The sequence below is a fragment of the Streptosporangium sp. CA-115845 genome, assembly GCF_050943795.1.
GTDB lineage: Bacteria > Actinomycetota > Actinomycetes > Streptosporangiales > Streptosporangiaceae > Streptosporangium.
This window is the reverse complement of record NZ_CP191988.1, coordinates 9697018-9709839: the sequence shown is the minus strand read 5'-3', so window position 1 is coordinate 9709839 and position 12822 is coordinate 9697018. Positions and strand designations below refer to the sequence as shown.

The following is a 12822-nucleotide window of genomic DNA, read 5'->3' as shown; positions in this document are numbered from 1 at the left end:
GCCCGGGTGCGGCGGACCGGTCTCGGTTCCGCCGCACCCGGGATGCCACCTGATCCGCTGTGACGGCATGATGGAAAGGTTGCCAGCAGCTACCCCGGAGATGACTCGTGGCCATCAGCCGTGCGGAGTGCGTCGCGCTCGACGACGCCGATCCCCTCAAGCGGATCAGGGAGGAGTTCGTCCTGCCCGACGGGACGATCTACCTGGTCGGCAACTCGCTCGGCGCTCCGCCGAAGGCCGCCGCGGCCGCGGTCACCCGGACCGTGGAGCAGGAGTGGGGCGGCCGGCTGGTCGGCGCCTGGAACGTCTCAGGCTGGTACGACCTGCCGCTGACCACCGGTGACCGGATCGCCCCGCTGATCGGCGCGGGCCCCGGCCAGGTGGTGGTGGGCGAGAGCACCTCGATCGCCATCGTCAAGGCCGTGTCCGCGGCCCTGAGCCTGCGGCCGGAGCGCCGGGTCGTCGTCTCGGACCTGGCCAACTTCCCCACCGACCGCTACGTGGTCCAGGGGCTGGCGGAGGCGCTGGGCGGCTACGAGATCCGCGACGTCACCGGCCTTGACGACCTCTCCGGCGCTCTCTCCGAGGACGTCGCGTGCGTGCTGCTGTCGGAGGTGGACTACCGGACCGGTGCCCGTCACGACACGGCGGCGGTCACCGCGACGGTCCAGGCGGCGGGCGCGCTGATGATCTGGGACCTGTGCCACAGCGCCGGCGCGTACCAGGTGGACGTCTCGACGGCCGACTTCGCGGTCGGCTGCACCTACAAGTACCTGAACGGCGGTCCGGGGTCCCCGGCCTTCGTCTACGTCCACCCGGACCACCAGGCAGCGGGGCGGCACCTGCTGACCGGCTGGCACGGTCACGCGGAGCCGTTCGCGTTCGAGCCGGACTTCCGTCCCGCCGACGGCATCCGGCGCTTCACCGTGAGCACCCCGCACGTGGTGTCCTTCGCCCCGCTCAACGCCTCGCTCGACATCTGGGAGCGCGTCGACCTGGCCGCCGTGCGGGCCAAGAGCGTGGCACTGACCTCGCTCTTCGTGGAGCTCGTCGAGGAGTTCTGCGCGCCGTACGGGCTGGGGCTCCTCTCGCCCAGGGACCCGGAGCGGCGGGGCAGCCAGGTCAGCTTCAGCCACCCGGACGGCTATCCGGTCATGCGCGCCCTGATCGACCGTGGCGTCCACGGTGACTTCCGCGCCCCCGACGTCCTCAGGTTCGGCTTCGCGCCGCTCTACATCCGTTTCGTGGACGTCTACGACGCGGCCGTGACCCTGGCCGAGGTGCTGGAGAAGGAGAGCTGGCGCGACGACCGCTACAGCCGGCGCCTCGCCGTCACCTGAGCATCCGCCCCTCGGCGGGGGGTGCTCAGCGGTCGCTCAGCTTGCGGCCCCTGAACATCGGGCGCCTGGTCTCCCAGTATCTCCAGCCCTCCACCCGCGCGGGGATGTTGGCTATGCCGGCGGTGACCTTGCGGACCCGGCAGTCGTAGACCTGGCGCCACGCCGTGAAACTCACCCGGTACCCGAAGACGCGGTACCACAGGTTTCCGTACATGCCGTCGCTGATTTCCCGCGTGTATTCGTGTCCGGTCTCGACGATGTGCTCGTCCGCGAGCAGCGGATTCACGTTGTTTCGCAGCTGGCGGATTAGTTTACCCGTTTCGATCTCGCTGACCTTTTCTCTTTCTATTTCCATCTCGGCGTACACGCGGTGTTGCCGGGTGACCGACGCCGCCATTGTGCCGCCGGGACCGTCGATGAATCGGGTACGGGGGATGAAGAAATTCTTTGGCCGGAAGGAACGGAATCTGAAGAAGGACCTCGGCCTGCACTTCCTGCGTGCCTGTTCCGCGAGCGAAGGGTGGGAGTTGCCGGAACCGGTGGTGGTGAGGGGTTCGGTGCTGACCGAGGCGATGGGTGAGGTCGGGTTGGGCGGCGGCTCGACGAGCGCGGACGAGGTGGTGGACGAGGTGGTGATCGAAGAGGGCTCGGCGCTGGTCGAGGTGCTGGTCGAGGTAATGGTCGAGGTGGCGGGCGGGGCGGTGGGCGAGGTCGGGGCGGGTGGTGGGACGTTGGGCGCGGACGCGGCTGCGGCTGCGGGTGTGGAAACGGTGACGGCGAGGGCCACGGAGATGGCCACGGAGAGGGATCCGGCCAAGGACGATACGGCCGCCCCTTTCGTCGACTGACGTCCCTTGCGTCGGTTGCGTGGAACCATCGGGTCCGTTTGAGGCTCGGGGGTGGGCATGGAGACCTCTTTCCACACGCGATCCGCCGGTCGGAACGTGGCCTCTGCCGTTATATGGAACCACTCAGCGCGACAGTGATGATGCTTACAGCCGGGATTCGCCGCCACGTGGTGCCACGCCGACCCCCACCCCACCGAACAGGGAAAGAGCGGGTGAAAAGGCGTCCATGCCGCCCGCCCGAGTGCCGCCCCGTTTTCCGCGCCCCCGTTTTCCGCGCCCCCGTTTCCCGGCGCCTTGCCGCCGGGCAGTACGGTCCCGGAAAGGCGTGGCCCCTCGAACGACCTGCCGACAATGTTGATCACCCGGCGCCTGCCCCACTGGGAGTCGCCGAGGTCGAGGATCGGGTCGAGTTCCACCTGAAACACGGCGAGCGGTTCGAGGTTCGCCGCGTCACGCTCCAGGACGGGCGCTCGTTCAGCGACACCGGGTCGAAGCCCGCGTCGCCCAGCAGGGTCACGTTGCCAGACGTCCGGTACGGCAGCGGATCGCGGTCGACCATCGGGTACTCGTACGCAGCCTCGGTCCTCCTCGGCCGGGTCCTCGCCGCCCGGCCAGGGGACGCCCCCTGATCAGGGCCGGCTGATCAGAGTCGACGCGGGCCGGCTCGGGTGCCAGGGGCAGGGCAGGGGCCGCCGGGCGCCGTCCGGCTCAGGGGCGCGGGATGCTCCGCAGATTCGCCTTCGCCATGTCGACCATGCGCCCGACCCCGCCGGTGAGCACGATCTTGCCTGCGGCCAGGGCGAACCCCTTCACCTGCTCGGGGGTGATGCGCGGTGGCATGGCCAGCACGTCGGGGTCGGTGACCACGTCCAGCAGGAAGGGCCCGGGGGTCGCGAAGGCGCGGGCCAGGGCCTCCCGTACGTCCGCGGGGTCCTCCACCCGCAACGACCCGATGCCGGCCGCGGCGGCGATCGCCGCGTAGTCGACGGGAGCGTGGTCGGTGCCGAAGTCGGGCAACCCGTCCACCATCATCTCCAGCTTCACCATGCCGAGCGAGGAGTTGTTGAACACCACCGTCTTCACCGGCAGGTCGTGCAGCCGGACCGTGAGCAGTTCCCCGAGGAGCATGCCGAGCCCGCCGTCCCCCGACAGCGAGACGACCTGCCGCCGGCGGTCGGTGAACTGGGCGCCGATGGCGTGCGGGAGCGCGTTGGCCATGCTCCCGTGCACGAACGAGCCGATGATGCGGCGGCGGCCGTTGGGACTGAGATAGCGGGCGGCCCAGACGTTGCACATCCCGGTGTCCACGGTGAACACCGCGTCGTCGTCGGCGAGCTCGTCCATCAGGTTCGCGACGTACTCGGGGTGGATCGGGCGGTGGTGCTCGATGTCGCGGGTGTACGCCGCCACGACGTTCTCCAGCGCCTTCAGATGCCTGGCCAGCATCCTGTCGAGCTGGCGGCGGTCCGTCTTCTGCGTGACGTGCGGCAGCACCGCGCGGATCGTCGCGCCGACATCGCCGTGTACGGCCAGCTCCAGCGGGGTCCTGCGGCCCAGCCGTGCCGGGTCGTGGTCGATCTGGACCGTGCGCGCCCCCGGCAGGAAGTCGTCGTAGGGGAAGTCGGTCCCCGCCAGTACCACCAGGTCCGCCTCGCGCATCGCGTCGTAGCAGGCGCCGTAGCCGAGCAGCCCGCTCATCCCCACGTCGTAGGGGTTGTCGTACTGGATCCACTCCTTGCCGCGCAGCGCGTGCCCGACCGGGGCCAGGGTGCGCCCGGCCAGCCCCATGACCTCCGCGCGGGCGTGGCGCGTTCCGGCGCCGCAGAACAGCATCACCTTCTCGGCGTGGTTCAGCGCCTCGGCCAGCTCGGCCACCTGGTCGGCGGGCGGCACGACCGTGCCGGTCCGGGTCAGGAAGTCGTGCTCACCGGTGGCGCGGGCGGTGGGCATGCTCGCCACGTCACCGGGGAGCACCAGCACCGAGACGCCGCCGAGGCCGATCGCCTGCTGTACCGCGGTGCGCAGCACCCGGGGCATCTGCCCGGGCGTGCCGACCATGTCGCAGAAGTGGCTGCACTCCACGAAGAGACGCCCCGGATGGGTCTCCTGGAAGAAGCCGGTGCCGATCTGAGTGGAGGGGATGTGCGAGGCCAACGCGAGCACGGGGGCGCCGCTGCGGTGGGCGTCGTAGAGCCCCTGGATCAGGTGGGTGTTGCCGGGGCCGCAGCTCCCCGCGCAGGCCGCCAGGCGCCCGGTGACCTGTGCCTCGGCCGCGGCGGCGAACGCCCCCGCCTCCTCGTTGCGTACGTGCACCCACTCGATGCGGCCGGACTTCCTGACCGCGTCGACCACCGGGTTCAGGCTGTCGCCCACCACCCCGTAGATCCTTTCCACCCCGGCCTGGCGGAGAACCTCGATGAACTGCTCGGCGACGGTCACCATGGTGCCCCCTCGTGTATGGCGTCACCGGTGTACCTCACCGCATTTCGCCGCGTCACTCCCCGGGGGCGGCGTTCGACCGGCCTCGCGGTGTGTAGCTCGGCGGCGGGACCGCTGTTTGCTTACCGAGCAAAAGGCTCATGTTCGGACATGATGTGGCGCGGGGGATACGTTCTTTAGGGGGCGAGGGTACGTCCTGCCGAAAGCCTGTCACTTTCCGTGGTGTGCCGCTTACCATGCGACGGAGGTCACCCACTCTCGGAAGGTTCCAGATGACCGGGCAGAACTCCGCGACCGTGTCTGACTACGTGTTCGACAATGACGGGGATCACTCGTCCGACCAGCACCGCTACCTCGCCCAGCTCCTTGACCCGCTGACCTTCGAGCGCCTCGCCCTGACCGGCGTCGGAGCCGGCTGGAACTGCCTGGAGGTCGGGGCCGGCGGGGGCAGCGTGGCGCTCTGGCTGGCCGAGCGGGTGGCGCCCGACGGGCGCGTGCTGGCGACCGACATCAAACCCGGCCTGATCCCGTCCAGGCCGGGGCTGACCGTCGTCCGCCACGACGTCGTCGCCGACCCGCTGCCGGTGGACGCGTTCGACCTGATCCACGCCCGGCTCGTGCTCAGTCACCTGCCCCAGCGCCGCCAGGTGCTGCGGCGCCTGCGCGCCGCGCTGCGGCCCGGCGGCTGGCTGCAGATCGACGAGATCGACATCACCCGCTGGGTGGCGCCGCCCACCCCCGGCGGGCGGGAGGGAGAGCTGTACGGGGCCTACATCGCCGCGATGACCCGGGTGCTGGGCGCCGCGGGCAGCGATCCGACCTGGGGCGGTTTCGCCGCGCGGGAGATGGCCGGGGCGGGCCTGGTCGATGTCGACCCGGTGCGCTGGACCGAGGTGTGGGAGCGCGGCTCCGCCGGGCTCGGTCTCCTGATCAGCAACAGTCACCACCTGGAGGAGCGCCTGGTGGAGGCGGGGATGACCGCACGGCAACTCCGGGAGGTCCGCGAGGTCATGTCGGCCCCGGGGTTCAGCGCGCCCTCCTTCGAGATCCATTCGATCCTCGCCCGCAGGGCCTGCGACGGCTGAGGGTGAGCCGGGAGGTTTGACACACGGGATTCGGCCACCTGACTTTCGGCCGTTTACCGACACCCGTGCCCGGTGGCCGGACAGCACGTTCCGTGATCGAATATCGGGCCCGGTGTCCGGCCACCGGGTGCTCGGGCGTCGGCGGACGGTAACGGAATGCTCTCGACCCGTGGCGGCGGAGGCGGCGGTTTCGCGCGCCCACACCCATGCTGAGCTGCATGATCGTCTGGAGGCCCGGCCCGCGCAGCCGAGTAGTCCTGTGACCTGTCGCGAACATTGAGATTCAATCTTCGCTCTGCGGCTTGAAGCTACATATGTCCCATGGGCATAGTGTTTCGAATCACACACGCACCAGTCGCGGCGTGCGACCGCGGGGCTCTTCGAGCCCGGCGGCTGTCGACCACGCGCAGGAACCGCGGATTGGACACGACGAATGAGTTCCCCCCCTCCGATCCGCTCGAAGATTCTTAAGATCCTCGTCATTCCTGTGCTCTCGCTGATCGCCCTCTGGGTGGTCATCGCCTACACGGCGGTCTCACAGATCGCCGGCATCTCCCAGACGCAGACCCGCTGGCAGGTGATCGGGGCGCCGATCCAGGAGATGATCCTCGAGATCCAGCGCGAGCGCCAGCTCTCCGCCGACGCGGCCGGGGCCACCGCACAGAACAAGCCGCTCTCCGAACAGCGGCGAGCCACCAACCGCACGGTGGATCTGGTGCGCCAGGCGATCTCGTCCGCCGAGGGCTACGAGCCGGAGAACGCCCCGGCCGACATGCGGATCCTGAAGTCGGCCATGGACGGGCTCGTTCTGGTGCGAGCCTCCGCCGACAACGGCTCGATGAGCGCGATCCAGGTGACCGACGCCTACAACGCCTTCATCGCCGCCGCCAACAAGCAGTTCGGCGACTCGGCGGTGCTCGCCGACGTGTCGTCCTTCCGGGTCATCCGCGGCATGACCGCCTACAGCACCACCGCCGAGTACCTGGGCAGGGAGCAGGCCGTACTCGCCCCGGTGCTGAAGCGCGGCATAATGACGCACGCCGAGCAGGCGGCCTTCGTCGCGGCGGTGACCAGCCGGAGGCACTTCCTGGCCAACGCGGAGTTGGACATGAGCCCCGAACTGCAGGCGCGCCACCAGCAGGTCGCCGGGGACGCCGTCCACCAGCGGCTGCTGGTCGCCGAGAACAAGATCTTCGCGTGGGACCTCAAGGGGGAGCCGCCGCTGGACGCCGCCGAGTGGAAGCGGGACTCCGGGACGGTGATGAGCACGGTCAGCCAGCACACCGAGGAGGAACTGGCCCGCGCCACGATCAAGGGCGACGAGCTCAGGAGTTCGGCGTTCCTGCGCATCGGGCTGGTCCTGGGCCTGGGTCTGCTCGCGATCATCGTCTCGATCGTGTTCTCCTACCGGTTCGGCCGCTCCCTGGTCGATGAGCTGAAGCGACTCCAGGCCTCGGCCGTGGAGCTGGCGGAAGAGCGGTTGCCGCGACTGGTCGAGCGGCTGCGCAGGGGCGAGGACGTGGACCCGGCGACCGAGGCTCCCGAATTGGATCGCGCCAACACCGCCGAGGTCGACCGGGTCGTGCACGCGTTCTCCGCGGTGCAGCGCACCGCGGTGGAGGCCGCGGTCGGCCAGGCCACGCTCCGCAAGGGCGTCAGCCAGGTCTTCCTGAACCTGGCCTGGCGCAACCAGGCGCTGCTCCACCGCCAGCTCACGCTCCTGGACACGATGGAGCGCCGCGTCGAAGAGCCGGAGACCCTGGAGGATCTCTTCACGCTCGACCACCTGACCACTCGCATGCGGCGGCACGCGGAGAACCTGATCATCCTGTCCGAGGCGGCCCCGGCCCGCAGATGGCGCGACCCGGTGCCGATCTTCGACGTGGTGCGCAGCGCCGTGCTCGAGGTCGAGGACTACACCCGCGTCACGGTCCTGCCCATGCCGCAGGCACCGCTGCTGGTGGGCGCCGCGGTCACCGACGTGATCCACCTGATCGCCGAGCTGGTGGAGAACGCCACGGTCTTCTCGCCGCCGAACACGGTGGTCCACGTACGGAGCATGGTGGCGGCCAACGGCTTCGCGCTGGAGGTCGAGGACCGGGGGCTGGGGCTGAACCAGGCCACCCTCGACGAGCTCAACGCCAAGCTCGCCGACCCGCCGGAGTTCGACCTGGCCGACAGCGACAGGCTCGGCCTGTTCGTCGTGGCCAGGCTCGCGGCCCGGCACGGGATCAAGGTCGTGCTGCGGCCCTCGCCGTACGACGGCACCACCGCGATCGTGCTGCTGCCGCAGAGCCTCCTCGCCACCTGCGAGGCACTGACCGCCGAGGCCGTCCCCCAGGCACGCCAGGTGGGCTCCCACCCGGGCGGGCCGGTGCGGGCGCTGACCGCGGCACCGGAGGTGCTGCCCGGGGCGTTCTACAGTTCGCAGGACCTGCCGGTGGCGCGCACTCCCGAACCCTCGCCGGGATGGTTCCCCGCGCCACAGCAGCGGCAGGAGACCCCGGCCCCCTCGATGCCCGTGCGGCGGGCGGTGTCCGTACCGGACATCGACGAGGACCTGGACGGGTTGCCGGTGCGGGTGCGGCAGGCCAGCCTGGCCCCCCAGCTCCGCCAGACGCGCTCACCGGAGCGGCGCGACGTTCCCGCGCGTACTCCCGAGGAGCTCTCAAACCTCATGTCGTCCATGCAGCGAGGCTGGCAGCAGGGTCGCAGCCAGACCGAGCAGGACCAGGACGTGTGGAAGCGAAAGGAAGGCCACTCCGATGCCTGACCCCAGATCTGAACTGAGCTGGCTTCTCGACGACCTGACCCAGCGGGTCCCCGGTATCCGGCACGCGATCGTGCTGTCCGCCGACGGCCTGGCGATGGGCGGCTCCCGGGAGCTGACCCGGGAGGACGCCGAGCACCTGTCCGCCATCTCCGCCGGGAGTCACAGCCTCGCGCTGGGCACCGGGCGGCACTTCGGCCTCGGCGGTGTGCGGCAGACCATCATCGAGATGGAGGGGGGCTTCCTGTTCGTCACCGCGGCGGGGCAGGGAGCCCGGTTGGCTGTGCTGGCCGCGGGCGATGCCGAGCTTGGCATGGTGACCTACGAGATGGCGCTGTTGGTCAAGCGCGTCGGCGAACACCTGTCCTCACAGCCGAGGGGAGCTGCCCCGGCGCCCGCCTGGAACGGTGCGAGATCGTGACGGGAGAGGATCCCGGGCCCTTGGTCAGGCTCTTCGGGGTGACCGGCGGTCGGGCGCGCCCGGTCGGGGAGAGCATCGACCTGGTGGCCATCGTCACGACCGTCGACATACCCTTCGAGCCGGTCGGGTTGATGCCCGAGCATCTCGACGTGCTGTCGGCGTGCCGCCGGCCCACCCCCGTGGCGGACGTGGCGGCGCACCTCAAGCTGCCGCTCAACATCACCCGCGTACTCCTCAGCGAACTGCGCCGCGAGGGCCTGGTCACCATCGACAAGCCCCGGCCGATGGGGAAGACGATCGACGAACGCATCTACAGGGAAGTGCTGCATGGAATACGCGGCCTCTGAGCCGGGCATGAGCCCGGTCGACAGCCCGGCGATGGCCATCAAGATCCTTGTCGCCGGCGGTTTCGGGGTCGGCAAGACGACCATGGTCGGTACGATCAGCGAGATCAGGCCCCTGCACACCGAGGAACTGCTGAGCGAGCGCGGTGTCGGCGTGGACGACGTCGAGGGCGTCGAGTCGAAGATCACCACGACCGTGGCACTGGACTTCGGCCGGATCACCATCCGCGACGGGCTCTGGCTCTACCTGTTCGGCACTCCGGGGCAGGACAGGTTCTGGTTCATGTGGGACGAGCTCTCCGTCGGCGCGCTCGGCGCGGTCGTGCTCGCCGACACCCGTCGACTGCAGGACTGCTTCCCCGCCGTGGACTACTTCGAGCAGCGCGGGCTCCCGTTCGTGGTGGCGGTCAACTGCTTCGACGGCGCGCGGCGGCATGACCCGATCAAGATACGGAGGGCGCTGGGGCTGGACGGGGTGGCCCCGATCGTCCTCTGTGACGTGCGCAGGCGCGAGTCGGTCAAGGAGGTGCTGACCACGCTGGTCACCTACTCGGCGGGAGGTGCCTTCCAGGCGGCTCACGCGGGCGCCTGACGGTCACCGTTCGCCTTCGAGGCCGCCGGGGTCCGGTTCACGGCGTTCTCCGCCCCGCAGCCTGTCGCGCTCTCCCAGCAGGCGAGCGGTCTCCGCGGAGACCTCGGTGGCCAGCACGGCCGACACGACGTCGATCAGATGGCTGGTGAAGAGCCGGTCGTCCTTGCCCTCGGGTCCCGCGGCGCGGCGGGCGAGCTCCACGTAGGTCACCCGGATGGCCATGAAACGCTGGTGCAGCCGGCGCAGCGCGACCTCGGAGAGCAGCGGGGCCACCAGCTCGCGCCACCGGTTGATGCTCTGCTGAGGATCGGCCCGCATGCTCCGCAGGGCGGGGAGGTCGCCGCGCTGGACGAGCTGCTCCATGATCCGTAGATATGACCGGCCGCCGTCGGGGTCGGCCAGCTTGGCGGCCATCGGCCGCACCAGCGCGGCGGCGAGGGTGCGGCGGGCCTCGGCCTCCGGAAGGCTCCCCCTGGACTCGTACTCGTCGAGCAGCTGGTGGCGGCGGGCCTCGATCTCGGGATGGTGCTTGGCGAGCACCGCGTTCAGCAGTCCCGCCCGATCCCTGAAGTGGTACTGGAGCGCCGTCGAGTTGCGTTGCCCGGCGGCATTGTTGATCTCGCGGAGTGACACGCCGTCGATTCCCCGCTCGGCGAACAGCCGCTCGGCCGCCGCCACCAGGCGCCTGCCGGTCGCTTCCGGGTTAGGGGGCATGCGCGCTCCTGCCTTGCCGGTGGATCTGTCGATCGTTAGGGTAATAATGCATCTGTCTGAAATCATCAAGCAGTCGCCTCAGAGGCGGCGGCACACGGCAAGGATAGAAGGCGTTCCCTTCTGACCTGCCGGCCAGAAGGTAAGGGGAGGACCCCGTGGCCATTGATTTCACCCTCGCCCCCGAGCACGAGGAGATCCGTCGCCGGGTGCGGGCCTTCGTCCAGGAGACCATCATCCCGGCCGTCGGCGGCTTCGACGACGAGGAGAAGGTGACCACCCGCGACGAGTACATCCGGGTCATCTTCGAGCTGCGCGAGAAGGCGCGGGCCGAGGGACTGTGGCTGCCGCACATGCCCAAGGAGTGGGGCGGCATGGGCCTCGGCCACGTCGAACTCGCCATGGTGCAGTCCGAGGCGGCCAAGACCCGGCTCGGGCCCTGGGTCCTCAACTGCGCGGCGCCCGACGAGGGCAACATGCACACGCTGCTGCACTGGGCGACCGACGAGCAAAAGGAGAAGTACCTCAAACCACTGCTCAACGGCCACCAGATGTCATGCTTCGCGATGACCGAGCCGGAGGTGGCCGGCTCCGACCCCACGCTCATCCGCACCCACGCCGTCAGGTACGGCGACGAGTGGGTCATCAACGGCCACAAGTGGTTCATCTCCAACGCCCGCAGGTCGAGCTTCGCCATCCTCATCGCCAAGACCGAGCTCGACGTGCCCGAGGGCTCGCGCGGCGGCAACACGGCCTTCCTCATCGACCTCCCGCAGCAGGGGTGGAACGACGTCCGCGAGGTCGAGACGATGCACGGCTCCACCGGCCACAGCGAGATCGTCATCACCGACCTGCGGGTGCACGACGGCCAGATCCTCGGCGGGCGCGGCAACGGCCACCGGCTCGGCCAGTACCGCCTGGGCCCGGCGCGACTGGCGCACTGCATGCGCTGGATCTCCCAGGCCGAGACGGCGCTGGACATGATGGTCGACCGCGCGCTCAACCGCTACAGCCACGGATCGCTGCTGGCCGAGAAGCAGGGCATCCAGTGGCTGATCGCCGACTCGGCGATGGAGCTGTACCAGTGCAAGCTGATGGTCCTGCACGCCGCCTCGAAGATCGACAAGGGCGAGGACTTCCGCACCGAGGTCTCGATGGCGAAGCACTTCGTGGCCAACAGCCTCAACCGGATCGTCGACCGGGCGATCCAGGTGCACGGCGCGCTCGGCTACTCGACCGACACCCCGCTGGCCGGCATGCTCCAGCACGCCCGCTGGGCCCGCTTCGCGGACGGCGCCGACGAGATCCACCAGATGCGCATCGCCGAGCGTACGATCGCGGCGTACCAGAGCACGGGTTCGACCAACGCCGCGACCGGAGGGCTGCCACTTTGACCACGGAGAAGACGAGTACCGGCGGCTGGTTCGCCGGAGGCGGTGGCGGGCTGTTCGGCGGGCTGGAAACCGAGAGTCCGGCGGAGGCGTGCAACGTGGTCCGCAGTGACCGGCTGGAGGGCAGGGTCGCCCTGGTCACCGGCGGCGGCAACGGCATCGGCGCGGGCGTGGCCCGGCGGCTGGCCGAGGGCGGGGCCCGCCTCGTCCTCGCCGACGTCGACGACGCCGCAGGCGAGAAGCTCGCCGACGAGCTGGACGCGACCTATGTCCACTGCGACGTGTCCCGGCTGGAGGACAACGAGGCGGCGGTGGCGACCGCGGTCGAGCGGTACGGCAGGCTCGACCTCGCCTTCCTCAACGCGGGCATCACCTCGGGCTGCGGGCTGGGCGAGGACTTCGACATCCGGCGCTACCGCCTGGCGATGGGGGTCAACCTCGACGGCGTCGTCTTCGGGGCGCACGCCGCGATCCCGGCGCTGCTGGCGGCGGGCGGCGGCACGATCGTGGCGACCGCCAGCATGGCGGGCATCGTCGGCATCCCCTCGGATCCCATCTACGCCGCCAACAAGCACGCCGTCGTCGGGCTGGTCCGCTCGCTGGGCCAGGATCTCCGGCCGCGGGGGATCAGGGTGCAGGGGCTCTGCCCCTCGTTCGCCGACACCGCGATCCTCGGCCAGGGCAGGGAGATGCTCCAGCAGCTCGGCTTCCCGATCCTGGAGGTCTCGGCGGTCGTCGAGACGTTCGTCCAGCTGCTCGACAGCGAGGACACCGGCGAGTGCTGGTTCGTGATCCCCGGCCGCGAGAGCCGGCCCTTCTCCTTCCGCCGAGCTCCGGGACCGCGCGTCTGAGCGGGTGTGGTTTGTCCGAATTTTGGTGGT

At 70.0% G+C, this 12822-nt stretch carries 12 protein-coding genes and 1 pseudogene; 9 read left to right on the top strand and 4 right to left on the bottom strand.

All coding sequences use genetic code 11. The features are described from left to right. Positions 1-107: 107 nt before the first annotated feature. A complete protein-coding gene (gene kynU, locus ACQP0P_RS46110; protein ID WP_433369087.1) occupies positions 108-1340 on the top strand; it encodes a kynureninase in 1233 nt (410 codons plus the stop codon). Positions 1341-1365: 25 nt separating this feature from the next. On the opposite strand, the gene ACQP0P_RS46105 is transcribed toward kynU, so the two are convergent. Further along, positions 1366-1626 (bottom strand): hypothetical protein, encoded by a 261-nt coding sequence (locus ACQP0P_RS46105; RefSeq protein ID WP_433382529.1) that lies wholly within the window; start codon positions 1624-1626, stop codon positions 1366-1368. Between the two features lie 94 nt (positions 1627-1720). Between ACQP0P_RS46105 and ACQP0P_RS46100 the strand changes: the two genes are divergently transcribed. Next, positions 1721-2188 (top strand): hypothetical protein, encoded by a 468-nt coding sequence (locus tag ACQP0P_RS46100; protein ID WP_433382527.1) that lies wholly within the window; start codon positions 1721-1723, stop codon positions 2186-2188. A gap of 356 nt (positions 2189-2544) precedes the next feature. On the opposite strand, the pseudogene ACQP0P_RS46095 reads toward ACQP0P_RS46100, so the two are convergent. Together ACQP0P_RS46095 and ACQP0P_RS46090 are read right to left on the bottom strand one after the other, a co-directional pair. Beyond that, a pseudogene (locus tag ACQP0P_RS46095) lies at positions 2545-2604 on the bottom strand (DUF3237 domain-containing protein); the annotation flags it as partial. A 292-nt stretch (positions 2605-2896) separates the two neighbouring features. Beyond that, the gene (locus ACQP0P_RS46090; RefSeq protein ID WP_433369084.1) at positions 2897-4630 is read right to left on the bottom strand and encodes a pyruvate dehydrogenase; all 1734 of its coding nucleotides are present in this window, start codon (positions 4628-4630) and stop codon (positions 2897-2899) included. Positions 4631-4899: 269 nt separating this feature from the next. Here ACQP0P_RS46090 and ACQP0P_RS46085 point away from each other — a divergent pair, with 269 nt between their 5' ends. From ACQP0P_RS46085 to ACQP0P_RS46065, 5 genes are all read left to right on the top strand, one after another. Next, positions 4900-5712 carry a class I SAM-dependent methyltransferase gene (locus tag ACQP0P_RS46085; RefSeq protein WP_433369081.1) on the top strand — a complete coding sequence of 271 codons (813 nt, stop codon included), beginning with the start codon at positions 4900-4902 and terminating at the stop codon, positions 5710-5712. Between the two features lie 433 nt (positions 5713-6145). Beyond that, a complete protein-coding gene (locus tag ACQP0P_RS46080; RefSeq protein ID WP_433369078.1) occupies positions 6146-8485 on the top strand; it encodes a sensor histidine kinase in 2340 nt (779 codons plus the stop codon). Next, complete coding sequence (locus ACQP0P_RS46075) at positions 8478-8903, top strand: roadblock/LC7 domain-containing protein (RefSeq protein ID WP_030905472.1); 426 nt, start codon at positions 8478-8480, stop codon at positions 8901-8903. The genes ACQP0P_RS46080 and ACQP0P_RS46075 overlap by 8 nt, the downstream gene beginning before the upstream one ends. Further along, positions 8900-9250: a DUF742 domain-containing protein gene (locus tag ACQP0P_RS46070; protein ID WP_433369074.1), complete on the top strand. Its 351-nt coding sequence runs from the start codon at positions 8900-8902 to the stop codon at positions 9248-9250. The genes ACQP0P_RS46075 and ACQP0P_RS46070 overlap by 4 nt, the downstream gene beginning before the upstream one ends. Continuing rightward, positions 9231-9839 (top strand): GTP-binding protein, encoded by a 609-nt coding sequence (locus ACQP0P_RS46065; protein ID WP_433369071.1) that lies wholly within the window; start codon positions 9231-9233, stop codon positions 9837-9839. Before ACQP0P_RS46070 ends, ACQP0P_RS46065 begins: the two co-directional genes overlap by 20 nt. A 3-nt stretch (positions 9840-9842) precedes the next feature. Here the strand turns inward: ACQP0P_RS46065 and ACQP0P_RS46060 are convergent, their stop codons facing one another. Beyond that, entirely contained in the window at positions 9843-10553 is a 711-nt protein-coding gene (locus ACQP0P_RS46060; RefSeq protein ID WP_433369068.1) for a helix-turn-helix domain-containing protein, read from the bottom strand. 155 nt (positions 10554-10708) lie between these two features. Between ACQP0P_RS46060 and ACQP0P_RS46055 the strand changes: the two genes are divergently transcribed. Beyond that, the gene (locus tag ACQP0P_RS46055) at positions 10709-11944 is read left to right on the top strand and encodes an acyl-CoA dehydrogenase family protein (RefSeq protein WP_433369065.1); all 1236 of its coding nucleotides are present in this window, start codon (positions 10709-10711) and stop codon (positions 11942-11944) included. Next, a complete protein-coding gene (locus tag ACQP0P_RS46050; protein ID WP_433369062.1) occupies positions 11941-12792 on the top strand; it encodes an SDR family NAD(P)-dependent oxidoreductase in 852 nt (283 codons plus the stop codon). Before ACQP0P_RS46055 ends, ACQP0P_RS46050 begins: the two co-directional genes overlap by 4 nt. The last annotated feature ends 30 nt before the right edge of the window (positions 12793-12822 follow it).